We start from the raw sequence: 17006 nt of genomic DNA, 5'->3' as shown, positions 1-17006 counted from the left end.
CCGCTTTTTGTTTTTCTAGTAGTTGTCGCGATCGACCTTGATCTCCTGCAGGATCGTCGTGGCGATTTCCTCGATCGACTTGTGCGTCGAAGACAGCCACTTGATGCCTTCGCGCCGCATCATCGCCTCGGCCTCATTGACCTCGTAGCGGCAGTTTTCCACCGCCGCATATTTGCTGCCGGGGCGGCGCTCGTTGCGGATCTCGGTCAGGCGCTGCGGGTCGATCGACAGCCCGAAAATCTTGCTCTTGAAGGCGTACAGCGCCGACGGCAGCCTGCCGCGCTCGAAATCGTCCGGGATCAGCGGGTAATTGGCCGCTTTCAGCCCGTATTGCATCGCCAGGTAGAGGCTGGTTGGGGTCTTGCCGCTGCGCGACACACCCACCAGGATCACATCGGCTTCTTCGAGGTTCTTGTGGGACTGTCCGTCATCGTGCGCCAGCGAGAAGTTGATCGCCTCGATCCGGTTCTTGTACGCCTCGGTATCGGCGTTCTGGTGAAAGCGGCCGATGGCGTGGGTGGACTTCAGCCCCAGTTCCTTCTCGAGGGGCTCGATGAAGGTCTGGAACATGTCCAGGATCATCGCCTTGGCGCGGCGAAGTGCCTTGTTCGCTTCCTGGTTGACCAGCGTGGTGAAGACGATGGGCGGCACGCCTTCGTTATGGAAAGCCTCGTTGATCTTGCCGACCGCGATATGTGCTTTTTCCGGGGTATCGACGAATGGCATCCGCACCTTGCGGAAGCGCATTTCAAACTGGGCCAGGATCGAGTGGCTGAAGGTTTCCGCCGTGATCCCGGTGCCATCCGAGACGATAAAGACCGTACGAACCGGCGGGCGATCGCTGACCTGGGGCGTTGCAGCGGGCGTCGCCGCAGTCGCTTGAGTGGACGGGGAGGCAGGCTGCGTTCCAGGCTGGGTCCCGGAATCCGCTGTACCGGGCGCTTCTGGCTGGGACATGGGTTGCGCAAATAAATAGATTCAATCTTCCGCAGAAAAGTGCGGCGCAGCACGGTAGAATAGCGGCGATCTTTTCGCTAAGCAATTCCGCGAGGGCCCCCCTTTGCATCAATTCAGGCCCGGAATTGTCGACAATGCGCTGCGCGATGAGAGCCGTAGCGCCGCGTCCGCAACATTGCAACACCATGAGCATGGGGTTGCTTAGCCAAGCGATCGGTCCGGGAACAGAACGCGAACAACATACCGGGCATGCGCAACAAGTTTTCTACTTTGTTTTGAGGCTCTCATGACTAACCAGGCAGATAACGGCGCCTACGTGTTGCCGTTCGAGCAGTTGCGCATGGCTGACGTGGAAATCGTCGGCGGCAAGAATTCGTCGCTGGGCGAGATGATCTCCCAGCTGGCGGAAGCCGGCGTCCGCGTTCCCGGCGGCTTTGCCACCACTGCGCTCGCCTTCCGCGACTTCCTTGCCCACAACAATCTGACCGAGCGTATCTCGCAGCGTCTGAAGACGCTGAACGTCGATGACGTCAAGGCCCTGGCCGAGGCCGGCGCCGAGATCCGCGACTGGGTCGCCTCCGCACCGTTCCAGCCGCGCCTGGAGCAGGAAATCCGTGAGTTCTACGCCCGCGTGTCCGAACGCGAAGGCGCCGAGGCTTCGTTCGCGGTGCGTTCCTCGGCCACGGCAGAAGACCTGCCCGACGCCTCGTTCGCCGGCCAGCAGGAGTCTTACCTGAACGTCAGCGGCATCGACGACGTGCTGGACAAGATCAAGCACGTGTTCGCCTCGCTGTACAACGACCGCGCCATTTCCTACCGCGTGCACAAGGGCTTTGCCCATGACGTGGTGGCGCTGTCCGCCGGTATCCAGCGCATGGTCCGCTCGGACCTGGCTTCGTCGGGCGTGATGTTCACCATCGACACAGAATCCGGCTTCCCCGACGTGGTCTTCATCACCTCCAGCTACGGCCTGGGCGAAACGGTGGTGCAGGGCGCGGTCAATCCGGACGAGTTCTACGTCTTCAAGCCGACGCTGCAAGCCGGCCAGTACCCGATCATCCGCCGCTCGATCGGCTCCAAGCTGATCAAGATGGAATTCACCAAGCCGGGCGAAGCCGGCCGCGTGAAGACCGTCGACGTGCCGGGTGAGCTGCGCAACCGCTACTCGATCACTGACGACGACGTGACCGAGCTGGCCAGGTACGCGATGATCATCGAGAAGCACTATGGCCGTCCGATGGACATCGAGTGGGGCAAGGACGGCAAGGACGGCAAGATCTATATCCTGCAGGCCCGCCCGGAAACGGTGAAGAGCCAGTCGGCCGGCAAGGCAGAGCAGCGCTTCAAGCTCAAGGGCACCGCTCCTGTGCTGACCAGCGGCCGCGCCATTGGCCAGAAGATCGGCACCGGCCCGGTCCGCGTCATCAACGACCCGTCCGAGATGGAACGCGTGCAGCCGGGCGATGTGCTGGTTGCCGACATGACCGACCCGAACTGGGAGCCGGTGATGAAGCGTGCTTCGGCCATCGTCACCAACCGTGGCGGCCGTACCTGCCACGCGGCCATCATCGCGCGTGAACTGGGCGTGCCGGCCGTGGTCGGCTGCGGCGATGCCACCGACATCCTGAAGGATGGCACGCTGGTCACCGTCTCGTGCGCCGAGGGCGATGAGGGCCGCATCTACGACGGCCTGCTGGAAACCGAAGTGACCGAAGTCCAGCGTGGCGAGATGCCGGAGATCGACGTCAAGCTGATGATGAACGTGGGCAACCCGCAACTGGCCTTCGACTTCGCGCAGATCCCGAATTGCGGCGTCGGCCTGGCGCGCCTGGAATTCATCATCAACAACAACATCGGCGTCCACCCGAAGGCCATCCTCGACTACCCGCAGGTCGATGCCGACCTGAAGAAGGCCGTGGAAAGCGTGGCCCGCGGCCACGCCAGCCCGCGCGCGTTCTACGTCGACAAGCTGGCCGAGGGCATCGCCACCATCGGTGCGGCCTTCTACCCGAAGCCCGTGATCGTGCGCCTGTCGGACTTCAAGTCCAACGAGTACAAGAAGCTGATCGGCGGTTCTCGCTACGAGCCGGACGAGGAAAACCCGATGCTGGGCTTCCGCGGCGCCTCGCGCTACATTGCCGAAGACTTCGCCGAAGCGTTCGAGATGGAATGCAAGGCCATGAAGCGCGTGCGCGATGAAATGGGCCTGACCAACGTCGAGATCATGGTGCCGTTCGTGCGTACGCTGGGCCAGGCCGAGAAGGTCATCGAGCTGCTGGCCAAGCACGGCCTGAAGCGCGGCGAGAACGGCCTGCGCATCATCATGATGAGCGAAGTGCCGTCCAACGCGATCCTGGCCGAAGAGTTCCTGCAGTACTTCGACGGCTTCTCGATCGGCTCGAACGACCTGACGCAGCTGACGCTGGGCCTGGACCGCGACTCGGGCATGGAGTTGCTGGCCAAGGACTTCGACGAACGCGATCCGGCGGTGAAGTTCATGCTGTCGCGCGCCATTTCGACGGCGATCCGCCTGGACAAGTACGTCGGCATCTGCGGCCAGGGTCCTTCGGACCACCCGGACTTTGCCGCGTGGCTGACCAAGGAAGGCATCAAGTCGATCTCGCTGAATCCCGATTCGGTGGTCGCCACCTGGCAGAAGCTGGCTTCCTGAGGCATTTGACGTCACAATAACGAAATTAGCCGGCGCCTTAGGGCAGCCGGCTGGCACCGGCCCCTGCGTCAGGTGTTGCATCGGCCCCGCAGGCGCCTCTGGCGCTGCGGGGTTTTTTGCTTTTTGGGAATCGATCGGGAATCGATCGGGAATCGATCGGACGGGGAGTTCGGATGGCGTACTACATCTGGTTCGTGGCGGCGGTCGCGTTGGTGATCGTCGAACTGAATACCGGCACGTTTTACCTGCTGATGGTGGCCGTGGGGCTGGCCGCCGGCGGCGTCGCGGCCTTGCTGGACCAGTCGCCCGCCGCACAGGTCTTGACCGCGGCGCTGGTCGCCGCGGTGCTGATTGCCGGACTGCGTCGTACCCGCTTCGGCAAGCTGCGGCGCGGCAATGCCGCCGCGGATCCCAACGTCAATCTCGACATCGGCCAGGAACTCGACGTCCCCTCCTGGGACGCCAACGGGCGCGCACGCGTGCCGTACCGCGGCGCTGACTGGACCGTCGAGCTCGCGCCGAACTGCGCCGCGGCACCGGGCCGCTACCGTATCGTCGAAGTGCGCGGCAGCACGCTGGTCGTTTCGCCGCGCTGAGCCGTATCCAAGGGTTGCCCGGTGCCAGCCGTGCAACCATCCGCCTGCCGCCGTTCCGGCGGCCCCGTACCGCTGTTTCCTGACTGGAGGGTTGTTACATGCTCGCTTTTCAGCTTGGCCTGTTGCCGCTGATTATCCTTATTGCCGTGATCGTGCTGATCGCCAAGGGCATCAAGATCGTGCCGCAGCAGCACGCCTGGGTGCTGGAGCGCCTGGGCCGCTACCATGCGACGCTGACGCCCGGGCTGTCGATCGTGGTGCCGTTTGTCGACCGCGTTGCCTACAAGCACATGCTCAAGGAAATCCCGCTGGACGTGCCCAGCCAGGTTTGCATCACCAAGGACAATACGCAACTGCAGGTGGACGGCGTGCTGTACTTCCAGGTGACCGACCCGATGAAGGCGTCCTACGGCTCGAGCAACTTCGTAGTGGCGATCACGCAGCTGTCGCAGACCACGCTGCGCTCGGTGATCGGCAAGCTGGAGTTGGACAAGACCTTCGAGGAGCGCGAGTTCATCAACCACAGCGTGGTCAACGCTCTCGATGAAGCCGCCGCCAATTGGGGCGTCAAGGTGCTTCGCTACGAGATCAAGGATCTGACGCCGCCGAAGGAGATCTTGCATGCGATGCAGGCGCAGATCACCGCCGAGCGGGAAAAGCGGGCGCTGATCGCTGCATCGGAAGGCAAGCGCCAGGAACAGATCAACCTGGCCTCGGGCGCGCGCGAGGCGGCGATCCAGAAGTCGGAAGGCGAAAAGCAGGCGGCGATCAATACGGCGCAGGGCGAAGCGCAGGCCATCCTGGCCGTGGCCGAAGCGAACGCGCAGGCGATCCAGAAGATTGGCAACGCGATCCGCACCGAGGGCGGTATGGACGCGGTCAACCTGAAGGTGGCAGAGGAATATGTTGCCGCATTCGGCAACCTGGCCAAGCAAGGCAATACGCTGATCGTGCCCGGCAATCTGGGCGAGATGAGCGGCATGATTGCGTCAGCGCTGCAAATCGTGAAGGGGCAGAAGGCCGGCGCCTGAACACGCAGGCGCGGGCGGGCGGCGCTTACTCCTTGGTGTCGCCCTTCATGATGCGCGCTTTCTCGCGCTGCCAGTCGCGCTGCTTCTCGGTCTCGCGCTTGTCGAACTGCTTCTTGCCTTTGGCCAGGCCGATCTCGCATTTCACGCGACCGCGCGTGTAGTGAAGGTTCAACGGCACCAGCGTGTAGCCGCGCTGCTCGACCTTGCCGATCAGCTTCTTGATCTCGTCGGCCTTGAGCAGCAGCTTGCGGGTGCGCACCGGGTCGGGCTTGACGTGGGTGGAGGCGCTCTGCAGCGGGCTGATATGGGCGCCGATCAGGAACATCTCGGCGTCGCGCACCACCACGTAGCCTTCCTTGATCTGGACACGGTTCGCGCGGATCGCCTTGACTTCCCAGCCTTCCAGCACGATTCCGGCCTCATATCGCTCTTCGATGAAGTAGTCGAAAAAGGCCTTCTTGTTGTCTGCAATGGTCATGCGTGCGGGTAGGGGAACAATGGGTGAAAGCGGGCCGGATCGCTGCAGTGCCGCATGGCAAAGTGCCGCCAGCGACCAGCGTCGGCTAAAATTGACATTTTAGCAAACCAGCCCCGGTACCGGCTTGCGGCCTGGCGCAATGCGCGCGGCATGGCCGGGAGCCAGATTTCCCAATACATGGCAGACGTCCATAAATCCGTGCTGCTCGGCTATTCGGCCGCGCAGATGTACGACCTGGTCACGCGCGTGGAGGACTATCCCAAGTTCCTGCCATGGTGCGGTGGCGTGGAGGTGTTCGAGCAGACCGAAACCATGCTCGACGCCAAGATCCATATCCATTTCAAGGGCATCCAGCAGTTCTTCCACACCCGCAATACGCAGGAGCGCCCCACCCGCATCGATATGACCTTCGCCGACGGGCCCTTCAAGACCTTCAATGGTGCGTGGCGCTTTACGCCGCTGCGCGAGGACGCCTGCAAGATCGAATTCCACCTGCACTACGAATTTTCGAGCCTGCTGCTGGAAAAGCTCATCGGTCCGGTGTTCAGCATGATCGCGAATACCTTCGTCGATGCCTTCGTCAAGCGCGCGGAGGTGGTATATGGCGCCAACTGAAGGCGCGGGCACCGTGCGTGTCGCGGTGTGTTACGCGCGGCCTGATGCGGTATTCCTGAAGGAGATCGACGTGCCCGCGGGTACCACGATCGCCGCGGCCATCGTTGGCTCGGGGCTGCTGCAGGCGTGCCCGGAAGTGGATCCGTCGACCATGCGGGTGGGCATCTTCGGCAAGCTCAAGACGCCCGATACCGTGGTGCGCGAGGGCGACCGCGTAGAGGTGTATCGGCCGCTGACCGCTGACCCCAAGCAAGCGCGACGCAAGCGCGTGCAGAAGCTGCGCGAGGGCGGGGCGCGGGAAGGCCAGAAATGGCTGCGCGGCAATGGCTGAGGCGGACGCCTTGCGCCACTGGCGACGGCACTGACAGCAAGACGGGGCATGATGCCCCGTTTTTGTTTCCGTTCAGCTGCAGTTCTTCTCGAGGCTGGCGCTGGTCTTGACCAATTCGGCCTGGCGCTGCTCGCTGTTCAGGTGCTGCAGCGAGCCGTCCGGGCCCGCTACCGCCGCGCGCATCCCTTGCTGCAGGCCGCTGGCGTAGTTGCGCAGCTGGGCGCAGCGGGCCTCGCGGTCGGCAGCCTCGGTTTCCTTGCGCGCCTCTTCCGCGGCGGCTTTCAGGCGGGAGTCGCGGCGCTTCTGGAAGGCCTCTTCGGCCGTCGGCGGCGGGGCCTCCTTGGTCTTGTTTGCGGCCTTGGCAGGGGCAGGGGCTGGTACTGCCGCGGGGACGTTGCCGCTTTCCGGGCTGGCCGTCTCTACCGGCTGATACTCGCCGGCAAGGCGGCCAGGGGCGCGCAGCACCCTCGCGGCGGCGCCGGACGGCGGCACGTCGCTGTAGACCATGCGGCCGTTGGCATCGCGCCATTGCCAGTAGGCGTTGGCGTGGACCGAGGTGGTAACGGTGACGGCGGCGGCAAGCAGGCACAGCACGGACGATCGTTTCATGGCGAGGCGTCTCAAAGTGGCTGGTAAGGAGCGGGTGCGGCTGAAAGATTGCTGGGCCGCCGGCTGCGCGAGGCAATGCCGCGGCAGGCCTGCCGCGGGCGATGCTAGGCGCCAAGGCATGGCGCCGGTTTGACCCTGGTATTTCTGTTCTGATGTGGCGCGTGTGACCTCCGCGCCATCGTCCGATAGTCTACGCAGACTTGTCGTTGGCGTGCAAGCGTACCGACCAGGCCACGCCGACCATCAGCAACACAATGGCGGCGATTTCCAGCGGTCGCGGCCAGCGATGATCGAAGACAAAGCCGTACGCCAGCGCGAACAGCGTCTCGAACACGATCATCTGGCCCGACAGCGTCAGCGGCAGGCGCCGGCTGGCGATGTTCCACAGGTTGTTGCCGATCAGCGACGCGCCAAGCGCCACCGCGGCGTTGACCATCCAGAACCACTGCCAGTCGCGGCCGCTGTCGCCGGAAGTGAGGGTGTCGCCCGCCACCAGCCAGCCGATGACGGCCAGCACGGCAGAAACCGCGCCGGTCGACAGCCCATACAGCGCCGACCATTCGTTACCGCTGTAGTGCGGGTTGCGCTGCAGGTAGCGCGCGTTGTCGACCGCGTAGAGCGTCCAGCAGACCAGCGCCCCGGCGGCGCAACAGACGCCGGCAATCTTCTGCCAGACCGGCCGCACGGCGTCGCCGGCGGCGGCATGTGCGCTCTGGCCGCCGCCGAACAGGTCGATGTTGATGCAGGCGATGCCCGCGGCCACTACCAGCAGGGGCCACAGCAGCCGCGACAGCGCCACCGCGCCATGGTCGCGCCGGCCCATGATAGTGACCGTGATCGGCAGGATGCCGATGATCAGCGAAGTCGGTCCGACCCCGGCCAGCTGCACGCCGAAGGCCAGCAGCACGTAGTAGAGCAGGTTGCCGGTAAAGGCCTGGCGCAGCAGCGCCACGCAATCGGCGCGGGTCAGCTTGCGGGCGATGCGTTTCATCAGCGGCAGGGCGGCCACGAGCGCCACCAGGCCATATGCCAGGTAGCGCCCGATCGCCAGCTCCCACGGCGAGAACACCGGCAGCAGCTTGGGCGCAATAAAGACCATGCCCCAGAACGCGCCCGCCAGCAGCCCGCACAATACGCCAATTCCCATGCTATTCAACGCCCGATTAAAAGGACGACGAGCATAGCAGACGACACGCCGGAAAACCCATTGCCGTGCATCAGCCAGCCGCGCATTCCTGTATAATTCGCTTTTGCGCCTAGAGGATTTGCTATGCGTCTTGTCCAGAAAGCACTCACATTCGATGACGTGCTGCTCGTCCCGGCCTATTCGGCCGTTCTTCCCCGGGATGTTTCCCTCCGCACTCGCCTGTCCCGTTCGATCGAACTGAACATTCCGCTGGTGTCCGCTGCCATGGACACGGTGACGGAGGCACGCCTGGCGATCTCCATGGCGCAAGCCGGTGGCATCGGTATCGTCCACAAGAACCTGAAGCCCGCCGACCAGGCCCGCGAAGTGTCGCGCGTCAAGCGCTACGAGTCGGGCGTGCTGCGTGATCCGATCACCATTTCGCCGGACATGAAGGTCCGCGATGTGATTGCGCTGTCGCAGCAGCATGGCATTTCGGGCTTCCCCGTGCTGGAAGGCAAGACCGTCGTCGGCATCATCACCAACCGTGACCTGCGCTTCGAGGAAGAGCTGGACGCCCCGGTGCGCGCCAAGATGACCCCGCGCGAGAAGCTGGTGACCGTGGCCGAAGGCGCTCCGCTGGAAGAAGCCAAGCGCCTGATGAACCGCCACCGCCTGGAGCGCGTGCTGGTGGTCAACCAGGCCTTCGAGCTGCGCGGCCTGATCACGGTGAAGGATATCCAGAAGGCGGTCGAGAACCCGCTGGCGAGCAAGGATGACCACGGCCAGCTGCGCGTAGGTGCCGCAGTCGGCGTGGGTCCGGACAATGACGAGCGTGTCGAGTTGCTGGTGAAGGCCGGCGTCGACGTGATTGTGGTGGACACGGCACACGGCCACAGCCAGGGCGTGCTGGACCGCGTGCGCTGGGTCAAGCAGAACTTCCCGCAAGTGCAGGTGATCGGCGGCAATATCGCCACCGGCGACGCCGCCCGTGCACTGGTCGAGCATGGCGCCGACGGCGTCAAGGTTGGCATCGGCCCCGGCTCGATCTGCACGACCCGTATCGTGGCTGGCGTCGGCGTGCCCCAGATCACCGCCGTTTCCAACGTGGCCGAGGCGCTCAAGGGCACCGGCGTGCCGCTGATCGCTGACGGCGGAATCCGCTACTCGGGTGACGTGGCCAAGGCCCTGGCGGCCGGCGCCCACACCGTGATGATGGGCGGCATGTTCTCCGGCACCGAAGAAGCGCCGGGCGAAGTGTTCCTGTACCAGGGCCGCTCGTTCAAGAGCTACCGCGGCATGGGTTCGGTAGGCGCGATGAAGGACGGCGCGGCTGACCGCTACTTCCAGGAAGACAACACCGCCAACGTCGACAAGCTGGTCCCCGAGGGGATTGAAGGCCGCGTGCCCTACAAGGGCTCGGTGATGGCCATCATCCACCAGCTGACCGGCGGCGTGCGGTCCTCGATGGGCTACTGCGGCAGCAAGTCGATTGCCGACTGGCATGAGAGTGCCCAGTTCGTCCAGATCACGGCAGCCGGCATGCGTGAATCGCACGTGCACGACGTGCAGATCACCAAGGAAGCGCCGAACTACCATATCGACTGACGCGCAGCGGTTGCGCCCGCCGTCCGCCGCGGCGGCGGTGCGCTGCCCGCGATCATCGGGACGAGGGCGTGCAAGGTCTGGTGCCAGGTGCGCAGCGCCGCCCTGGTCTGACCGGAATCCAAGCCGGCCCCGACCCTGGCCCCCGGCCGCGCGCTACGCCGGCGTTGCCTGTCCGGCGTGCCTTGCTGCTAGCCGCATCACCGGCGGGGCCCAAGACGAGGAGCGCCAATGAAGGTGTTGCTGCGAGCCGTGCTGTTTTTCGATGCCCTGGTGGACCTGCTGCTGGGCGTCCTGCTGTTGATGTCCCCGTTCACCACGCTGTACGCTGCGCTGCAATTGCCGCAGCCGCAACCCGCGCTGTTCGGGCAACTGCTCGGCGTGGCGCTGGTCGGCCTGTCGGTGTTGCTGTGGCAGGCCGCGTTCAACGGCCACCTGACGGTACCGGTGGCACGCACGGCCGGCTATGTGAACCTGGCCAGCGCGATGCTGATCATTGCCTGGATGGTGTTCCTGGAGTTGCCGCTCGAAGGCGCCGGCAAGATCTGGCTGCCGACCATGGCCGTAGTGTTGCTGTTTTTTGCCGCGGTGCAGATCCCCGCGGCGAAACGCGTGCGCGTGCGCGAACAGCAGTTGAAGATGGAACGCGCGCTGAAGGAACAGGAAACCAGGAAGGAACCCGGCGTCGCCCCCGTGGCGCGCTCAACGAATACCCCAGAATACCGGCGCGAGCCGGTCATCACGCCGCCGCCGGGCTATGGCCCCGGCACGGAAGTCGTGACCGAGCCCGCAACGGAAGACACGCCATCGGCCCATCATGCACGACAAAATCCTCATTCTTGATTTCGGCTCGCAGGTCACGCAGCTGATCGCCCGCCGCGTCCGCGAGGCGCACGTCTACTGCGAAATCCACCCGAACGACGTCTCCGACGACTTCGTGCGCGAGTACGCGCCCAAGGCCGTCATCCTGTCGGGCAGCCACGCCAGCACCTATGAAGACCACCAGCTGCGCGCGCCGCAGGCGGTGTGGGACCTGGGCGTGCCGGTGCTCGGCATCTGCTACGGCATGCAGACCATGGCCGTGCAGCTGGGCGGCAAGGTCGATTGGAGCGACCAACGCGAGTTCGGCTACGCCGAGATGCGCGCCCACGGCCATACCGCGTTGCTCAAGGACATCGAGGATTTCCGCACGCCGGAAGGCCACGGCATGCTCAAGGTCTGGATGAGCCACGGCGACAAGGTCACCGGCCTGCCGCCGGGCTTCAAGCTGATGGCGTCCACCCCCAGCTGCCCGATCGCCGGCATGGCCGACGAAGCGCGCGGCTACTACGCCGTGCAGTTCCACCCCGAGGTCACGCACACCGTCAAGGGCCGCCAGATGCTCGAGCGCTTCGTGCTGGAGATCGCCGGCTGCAAGGCTGACTGGGTCATGCGCGACCACATCGAAGAAGCCGTCGCCAAGATCCGCGAACAGGTCGGCGACGAAGAGGTGATCCTGGGCCTGTCGGGCGGCGTCGATTCGTCGGTGGCCGCGGCGCTGATCCACCGCGCCATCGGCGACCAGCTCACCTGCGTGTTCGTCGACCATGGCCTGCTGCGCCTGGACGAAGGCAAGATGGTGATGGAGATGTTCGCCGGCCGCCTGCACGCCAAGGTCGTTCACATCGACGCTTCCGAGCAGTTCCTCGGCCACCTGGCCGGCGTGACCGACCCCGAGCAGAAGCGCAAGATCATCGGCCGCGAGTTCGTCGAAGTGTTCCAGGCCGAGGCCAAGAAGCTGACCAACGCCAAGTGGCTGGCGCAGGGCACGATCTACCCCGACGTGGTGGAATCGGGCGGCACCAAGACCAAGAAGGCCACCACCATCAAGAGCCACCACAACGTCGGCGGCCTGCCCGAAACGCTGGGCCTGAAGCTGCTCGAGCCGCTGCGCGACCTGTTCAAGGACGAAGTGCGCGAACTGGGTGTGGAACTGGGGCTGCCGCCGGAAATGGTCTACCGCCATCCGTTCCCGGGCCCGGGCCTGGGCGTGCGCATCCTCGGAGAAGTCAAGCGCGACTACGCCGACCTGCTGCGCCGCGCCGATGCCATCTTCATCGAAGAGCTGCGCAAGACCATCGCCACCGAGCAGGACGCCGCCGCGGGCCTGTGCGAGCCGGACCAGGTCGGCAAGAGCTGGTACGACCTGACCAGCCAGGCATTCGCCGTGTTCCTGCCGGTCAAGTCGGTGGGCGTGATGGGCGACGGCCGCACCTACGACTATGTCGTGGCGCTGCGCGCGGTGCAGACCACCGACTTCATGACGGCGCACTGGGCGCACCTGCCGTACGCGCTGCTGGGACGGTGCTCGAACCGGATCATCAATGAAGTGCGTGGGTTGAACCGGGTGGTGTACGACGTGTCGGGCAAGCCGCCGGCGACGATCGAGTGGGAGTGAAATCGGGTTCTTCGGGGACTATCGCCAGCTATCGAAAAGTCGTTGTAACATGTTGATTTTTAACAAAATACGTTGCGGCACCTATCGATGACTATCGCCGCCCAGCGGAACAAGTTGGCGGTAGAAGTGGCGGTAGAACTTGGAGGCCGGATTTAGATCCTCCCGTTTACTATCTGGACCAAATCGGTCTTTGACGGTAAAAGTCTCCTGAGGAAAGCTTGTTTTATGCGGCTTTCCGGGCATCAGCAGGTCTCCTGACCCCTGACGGTAAAAGCCGTCATGAACAGGAGGAAAAACCTCGATGCTTACCGACACCGCACTGCGGAACCTCAAGCCTAAGTCCAAGACTTATAAGGCTTTTGACCGCGACGGCATGTACGTGACGGTATCGCCCAGCGGTACCGTCACCTTCCGCTACGATTACCGTCTCAACGGGCGGCGGGAAACGCTGACCATCGGCCGCTATGGGCCGGCCGGTATCTCGCTGGCCCTTGCTGACCGCTGCCAAGAGCTTCGGCGACATGACCGCCCGGTGGCTCGCCGACGCCCGGATGGCCGACAGCACACGGGCGATGCGCAAGAGCATCGTCGATCGGGACATCCTCGCGGCCTTCCAGAACCGGCTGCTCAATGAAATCACCGCTGATGACCTGCGTGCCTTGTGCAACAAGGTGAAGGCACGCGGTGCGCCCGCCACCGCGGTGCATGTCCGCGACATCGTGAAACAGGTCTATGCCTTCGCCATCCTGCATGGCGAGAAGGTGGATAACCCGGCTGACGACGTGGGTGCAGCCTCGATCGCGACGTTCGTGCCGAAGGATCGCGCCTTGTCGCCGCTGGAGATCCGGCTCATGGCGCGGCAGGTGGAGTCCGTGGCGACCTATCCGACAATCCGGCTGGCACTGCGCCTAATCCTGCTGACGTTGGTGCGCAAGAGTGAGTTGATCGAAGCGACTTGGAACGAAGTCGATTTCGAGAATGCGATTTGGACGATTCCGAAGCAGCGGATGAAGGGGCGCAACTTGCACGTCGTTTACCTCTCGCGCCAGGCGCTCGACATCCTCGTGGCGTTGCATACCTGCGCGGCAGGCTCCAAATTCGTCTTGCCGTCGCGCTACGACGCCGACCGCTGCATGTCGAAGGCAACCTTGAGCCGGGTTACACAGATCGTGGCCGAGCGGGCCAAGGCCGCCGGATTGCCGCTGGAGCCGTTCACCGTCCACGACCTGCGCCGTACCGGCTCGACGCTGTTGAATGAGGTCGGCTTCAACCGCGACTGGATCGAGAAGTGCCTGGCGCATGAGGAGGGACGTTCCTCGCGCTCCGTCTACAACAAGGCCGAGTACGCAGACCAGCGGCGTCACATGCTGCAGGAGTGGGCCGACATGGTCGATGCCTGGATCGATGGCCGGACGCACGTGCCGACGCTGATGCCCGAAAACGTGTCGGTGCCGGTGCTGAGCGCGACGTTGTGAAGGTGTCCCTATGGCTCTGATACTCGGGCGTGCCGCAGATCACTTGCCAGCGGTTCATGATCGTGGAAAAAACAGCACCTTGAGTGAACTAATTTTCAATTTTTTAAACCAAAGTAGGTTGGCCGAGGTTTATAAATGGTGTATTTTGAGCATCATGAGTGATCAAAATACTGGAAAGCTAAACCGCCTCCTGACCCAACTGGGCGACACCACCCTGGTTTCCAGCCGGTGGCTGCGGGCACAGGGCTATTCCAACAGCCTCGTCGCACGCTACGTGGACAGTGGCTGGCTGGTGTCGCCGGCGCGTGGCGTGTATTTGAGGACGGGCGGACGCTTGCAATGGGAGGGCGCGGTCCGCAGCCTCCAGGTCGGCGAGGCGTTGTCGCTGCATGTCGGGGGGCGTTTCGCGCTCACCTTACAGGGGCACGAGCACTACCTGCGCCTGGGCGAAGCCGGGACGGTCACGCTCTATGGGCCAGACCGGCTTCCAGGGTGGGTGAGCAAGCTGCCGTTGAGCGAGCGCTTCAAATTGCGAGGCAAGGGGCCATTCGACCTGCCTGCATTGCGCTTCACGCCCGAAATGCCGGAGAACGCGTTGCTCGATCAGGGATTGGCATGGCATGAGACCAACGCCGGGACGGATGCGCTGGCTTGCTCCACCCCGGAACGGGCCATGCTGGAGTTGTGTGATGGCGTGACGGATGCGGCGTTGGTCTATGAGGCCGATGCCTTGATGCAGGCAATGACCACGCTGCGACCGCAACGGGTCGGCATGCTGCTGCGCCATTGCCGCAGCATCAAGGCCAAGCGTCTGTTCCTGGCCCTGGCCGAACGGCATCGGCATGCGTGGCTGTCGCATGTGCCGCTCCAAGGTGTCGATCTGGGCAGGGGCAAGCGCGCGCTGGTGCTCGGCGGCCGGTTGCACCCGACCTATCAGATCACCTTGCCTGGAGACCTGGATGAACACCTGGCTTGATCAATGGGACAGGCGCTACACCGACCGGGTGCAATTGCCGGTCGACATCCTGCCGGTGCTCGCACAGGAGCCGCGCTTCGCGCTCAAGGGCGGCACGGCGATCAATCTGTTCGAGCATGATCTGCCGCGGTTGTCCGTGGATATCGACTTGGCCTGGTTGCCGATGCAGGACTATGCCGTCGATGCGGCCCAGATCGAGGCGGCAATGGCGCATTTGGCCGGCGTGCTGCGCGCGCGGCCGTGGCAACTGCAGGTGCAGTTGTCAGCGGGCGAGGGCGGCCGCGTGGCGACGCGGCTGGTGGTCAGCCGTGGCCGGGCGCGCGTGCAGATCGAGACCACACCGGTGATGCGTGGCACCGTCCATCCGGTACGGGAGATGGTGGTCAGGCCCAAAGTGGAGGAGGCATTCGGATTCGCGTCCGTGCAGGTGCTCGACTTTGCGGACCTCTATGCAGGCAAGCTGGCTGCAGCACTGTCGCGCCAGCATCCTCGCGACCTGTTCGATGTCAGCCTGCTGCTCGAGGACGAGAGGGCAGACGGAACGCTCTGGCGGACCTTCCTCGTTTATCTGACCTGCAGTCCCAAGCCGGCTTGGGAGATGCTGGCGCCCAGGGAGCCTGCAGACTTCGAGGCGACGTTCAACGCGCACTTCCGCGGCATGACGTCCGAGCCGGTGAGCGTGGAGCAATTGCTGCAGAGCCGCGCGCGATTGCTGGAACAGGTCGCGGCCTGGCTGGACGAACCTTCCCAGGCGTTCCTGCGTTCGGTAGAGGTCGAGCAGCCGGATTTCGGGTTGATCGACCTGCATCATGCGCTGGACCTCCCGGGTGTATGACGCAAGCTGTACAACTTGGCTGACCCATCTTCGTAGAGAGCTTCGGCGGGTCAAGATGGAGCGCGATATCTTGGCAAAAGCCGCGGCCTGGTTCGCCCGGGAGACCGGAACGGTACCCGACAAGGGTTCGAATTCATGAAGGCGAATCAGGACACCTGGCCCTTGGCGACCATGGCACGGCTGCTCAAGGTCTCGCGCAGTGGTTTCCATGCGTGGAATCAACGCCGGCCATCGGCCCATGCGCTGCGGGATATGGAGTTGCTGGCATGCATCCGGGTCATCTACACGCGTTCGCACGGCACCTATGGCATGCCGCGCATTCACGCGACGCTGGCCCGGCAAGGAATACACGTCGGGCGCAAGCGCGTGACGCGTCTGATGCGTGAAGCGGGCCTGCGCGGCGTGAGCCGGCGCCGCTGGGTAAAGACCACGCGGCGAGCACCTGGGGCACGACCGGCTCCGGATCTGGTGCAGCGCCACTTCCAAGCTGACGCACCGAACCGTCTGTGGGTCGCCGATGCGACCTACATACCGACCGCAGCGGGCTTCTTCTATCTCGCGGTGGTGTTGGATGTGTTCAGCCGCCGGATTGTGGGCTGGGCCATGGGCAGCCATCTGCGTACCGAGTTGATGCTGCAGGCGCTGGATATGGCGCTCGCGCAGCGCCGCCCCGAGGATGTCATTCACCACTCGGATCAAGGGTGCCAGGGCGCAGTACACCTCCATTGCGTTCGGGCGACGTTGCCGTGAAGCCGGTGTGCGCCCGTCAATGGGTTCGGTGGGAGACGCCTTCGACAATGCGATGTGCGAGAGCTTTTTTGCCACGCTCGAATGCGAGCTGCTCGCGCGCGCTCGCTTTGTCTCGCACGACGAGGCCCGCCAAGCGTTGTTTACTTTCCTCGAAGGCTGGTACAACCCGCACCGCCTGCACAGCGCCCTGGGCTATCTCTCGCCGCAGGAATTGGAAAAGCTACCTGTCGGTGTCATGAATCCGCCGCTACACCGGGCCTACACCGCTCCATCACAAGGAGAAAACCCATCGACATGAAATTCAAATGCAGAACTGTCCGATGAAACGGGGTAACCCCAAGGCCAATATCTGGAGGCCTATATCGTCGACTCGGCCCAGACCGTGAGCAATCTCCAATGCGGTCAGCACCACTCGAGCTTTTTGCTCAGCGTACTGTTGTTGCCGCCGGCCGTTTGTTGAAGGGGCGCTGTGGTGCTAGGCTGAAGACGAATCTTCCCGCCCAGGCGGAGACAC

At 64.0% G+C, this 17006-nt stretch carries 14 protein-coding genes and 2 pseudogenes; 12 read left to right on the top strand and 4 right to left on the bottom strand.

What is annotated here, in order from left to right:
- Positions 1-15 precede the first annotated feature (15 nt).
- Positions 16-957, bottom strand: coding sequence for a pyruvate, water dikinase regulatory protein (locus ACIP1U_RS06495; protein WP_400312916.1), 942 nt, complete (start codon positions 955-957; stop codon positions 16-18).
- Between the two features lie 286 nt (positions 958-1243).
- Here ACIP1U_RS06495 and ppsA point away from each other — a divergent pair, with 286 nt between their 5' ends.
- The 3 genes from ppsA to ACIP1U_RS06480 all read left to right on the top strand — a co-directional run bounded on the left by ppsA (position 1244) and on the right by ACIP1U_RS06480 (position 5255).
- On the top strand, positions 1244-3628 hold the full coding sequence (ppsA, locus tag ACIP1U_RS06490) for a phosphoenolpyruvate synthase (protein ID WP_400312914.1): 2385 nt from the start codon (positions 1244-1246) through the stop codon (positions 3626-3628).
- A gap of 173 nt (positions 3629-3801) precedes the next feature.
- Positions 3802-4224 (top strand): NfeD family protein, encoded by a 423-nt coding sequence (locus ACIP1U_RS06485; protein ID WP_400312913.1) that lies wholly within the window; start codon positions 3802-3804, stop codon positions 4222-4224.
- 98 nt (positions 4225-4322) lie between these two features.
- Positions 4323-5255, top strand: coding sequence for an SPFH domain-containing protein (locus tag ACIP1U_RS06480; RefSeq protein ID WP_400312911.1), 933 nt, complete (start codon positions 4323-4325; stop codon positions 5253-5255).
- A 25-nt stretch (positions 5256-5280) separates the two neighbouring features.
- Here ACIP1U_RS06480 and smpB read toward each other — a convergent pair whose 3' ends face one another.
- Positions 5281-5733: an SsrA-binding protein SmpB gene (gene smpB / locus ACIP1U_RS06475; protein WP_063237853.1), complete on the bottom strand. Its 453-nt coding sequence runs from the start codon at positions 5731-5733 to the stop codon at positions 5281-5283.
- 177 nt (positions 5734-5910) lie between these two features.
- Between smpB and ACIP1U_RS06470 the strand changes: the two genes are divergently transcribed.
- Both ACIP1U_RS06470 and ACIP1U_RS06465 read left to right on the top strand, forming a co-directional pair.
- Positions 5911-6348 carry a type II toxin-antitoxin system RatA family toxin gene (locus ACIP1U_RS06470; RefSeq protein ID WP_400312908.1) on the top strand — a complete coding sequence of 146 codons (438 nt, stop codon included), beginning with the start codon at positions 5911-5913 and terminating at the stop codon, positions 6346-6348.
- Complete coding sequence (locus tag ACIP1U_RS06465) at positions 6335-6679, top strand: RnfH family protein (RefSeq protein ID WP_400312906.1); 345 nt, start codon at positions 6335-6337, stop codon at positions 6677-6679. The genes ACIP1U_RS06470 and ACIP1U_RS06465 overlap by 14 nt, the downstream gene beginning before the upstream one ends.
- 72 nt (positions 6680-6751) lie before the next feature.
- Here the strand turns inward: ACIP1U_RS06465 and ACIP1U_RS06460 are convergent, their stop codons facing one another.
- Complete coding sequence (locus ACIP1U_RS06460; RefSeq protein ID WP_400312904.1) at positions 6752-7288, bottom strand: DUF4124 domain-containing protein; 537 nt, start codon at positions 7286-7288, stop codon at positions 6752-6754.
- Between the two features lie 190 nt (positions 7289-7478).
- Positions 7479-8435, bottom strand: coding sequence for a DMT family transporter (locus ACIP1U_RS06455; protein ID WP_400312902.1), 957 nt, complete (start codon positions 8433-8435; stop codon positions 7479-7481).
- 123 nt (positions 8436-8558) lie between these two features.
- On the opposite strand from ACIP1U_RS06455, the gene guaB reads away from it, so the two are divergent.
- The 7 genes and pseudogenes from guaB to ACIP1U_RS06420 form a co-directional block, all read left to right on the top strand.
- On the top strand, positions 8559-10022 hold the full coding sequence (gene guaB, locus ACIP1U_RS06450; RefSeq protein ID WP_400312900.1) for an IMP dehydrogenase: 1464 nt from the start codon (positions 8559-8561) through the stop codon (positions 10020-10022).
- Between the two features lie 228 nt (positions 10023-10250).
- Positions 10251-10862 carry a hypothetical protein gene (locus ACIP1U_RS06445; RefSeq protein WP_400312898.1) on the top strand — a complete coding sequence of 204 codons (612 nt, stop codon included), beginning with the start codon at positions 10251-10253 and terminating at the stop codon, positions 10860-10862.
- Positions 10837-12456: a glutamine-hydrolyzing GMP synthase gene (gene guaA / locus ACIP1U_RS06440; RefSeq protein ID WP_400312896.1), complete on the top strand. Its 1620-nt coding sequence runs from the start codon at positions 10837-10839 to the stop codon at positions 12454-12456. The genes ACIP1U_RS06445 and guaA overlap by 26 nt, the downstream gene beginning before the upstream one ends.
- A 301-nt stretch (positions 12457-12757) precedes the next feature.
- Positions 12758-13931 (top strand): annotated as a pseudogene (locus ACIP1U_RS06435) (tyrosine-type recombinase/integrase).
- Positions 13932-14085: 154 nt separating this feature from the next.
- Positions 14086-14907 (top strand): type IV toxin-antitoxin system AbiEi family antitoxin domain-containing protein, encoded by an 822-nt coding sequence (locus ACIP1U_RS06430; protein ID WP_400313815.1) that lies wholly within the window; start codon positions 14086-14088, stop codon positions 14905-14907.
- Positions 14891-15742, top strand: a complete 852-nt coding sequence (locus ACIP1U_RS06425; protein ID WP_400312894.1) for a nucleotidyl transferase AbiEii/AbiGii toxin family protein — start codon at positions 14891-14893, stop codon at positions 15740-15742. Before ACIP1U_RS06430 ends, ACIP1U_RS06425 begins: the two co-directional genes overlap by 17 nt.
- 19 nt (positions 15743-15761) lie before the next feature.
- Positions 15762-16790, top strand: a pseudogene (locus ACIP1U_RS06420) (IS3 family transposase); the annotation flags it as partial.
- Between the last annotated feature and the right edge of the window lie 216 nt (positions 16791-17006).

Origin of the sequence: Cupriavidus sp. NPDC089707, assembly GCF_044748965.1 — a bacterium.
Taxonomy (GTDB): Bacteria; Pseudomonadota; Gammaproteobacteria; order Burkholderiales; family Burkholderiaceae; genus Cupriavidus.
This window is presented reverse-complemented; position numbering and strand designations above follow the sequence as displayed.

Coding starts and splice junctions, on each gene's coding strand:
- ACIP1U_RS06465 (WP_400312906.1), top strand. CDS start 6,335: ATGGCGCCAACTGAAGGCGCGGGCACCGTGCGTGTCGCGGTGTGTTAC.
- ACIP1U_RS06425 (WP_400312894.1), top strand. CDS start 14,891: ATGAACACCTGGCTTGATCAATGGGACAGGCGCTACACCGACCGGGTG.
- guaA (WP_400312896.1), top strand. CDS start 10,837: ATGCACGACAAAATCCTCATTCTTGATTTCGGCTCGCAGGTCACGCAG.
- ppsA (WP_400312914.1), top strand. CDS start 1,244: ATGACTAACCAGGCAGATAACGGCGCCTACGTGTTGCCGTTCGAGCAG.
- ACIP1U_RS06495 (WP_400312916.1), bottom strand. CDS start 957: ATGTCCCAGCCAGAAGCGCCCGGTACAGCGGATTCCGGGACCCAGCCT.
- ACIP1U_RS06470 (WP_400312908.1), top strand. CDS start 5,911: ATGGCAGACGTCCATAAATCCGTGCTGCTCGGCTATTCGGCCGCGCAG.
- ACIP1U_RS06430 (WP_400313815.1), top strand. CDS start 14,086: ATGAGTGATCAAAATACTGGAAAGCTAAACCGCCTCCTGACCCAACTG.
- ACIP1U_RS06485 (WP_400312913.1), top strand. CDS start 3,802: ATGGCGTACTACATCTGGTTCGTGGCGGCGGTCGCGTTGGTGATCGTC.
- smpB (WP_063237853.1), bottom strand. CDS start 5,733: ATGACCATTGCAGACAACAAGAAGGCCTTTTTCGACTACTTCATCGAA.
- guaB (WP_400312900.1), top strand. CDS start 8,559: ATGCGTCTTGTCCAGAAAGCACTCACATTCGATGACGTGCTGCTCGTC.
- ACIP1U_RS06480 (WP_400312911.1), top strand. CDS start 4,323: ATGCTCGCTTTTCAGCTTGGCCTGTTGCCGCTGATTATCCTTATTGCC.
- ACIP1U_RS06455 (WP_400312902.1), bottom strand. CDS start 8,435: ATGGGAATTGGCGTATTGTGCGGGCTGCTGGCGGGCGCGTTCTGGGGC.
- ACIP1U_RS06445 (WP_400312898.1), top strand. CDS start 10,251: ATGAAGGTGTTGCTGCGAGCCGTGCTGTTTTTCGATGCCCTGGTGGAC.
- ACIP1U_RS06460 (WP_400312904.1), bottom strand. CDS start 7,288: ATGAAACGATCGTCCGTGCTGTGCCTGCTTGCCGCCGCCGTCACCGTT.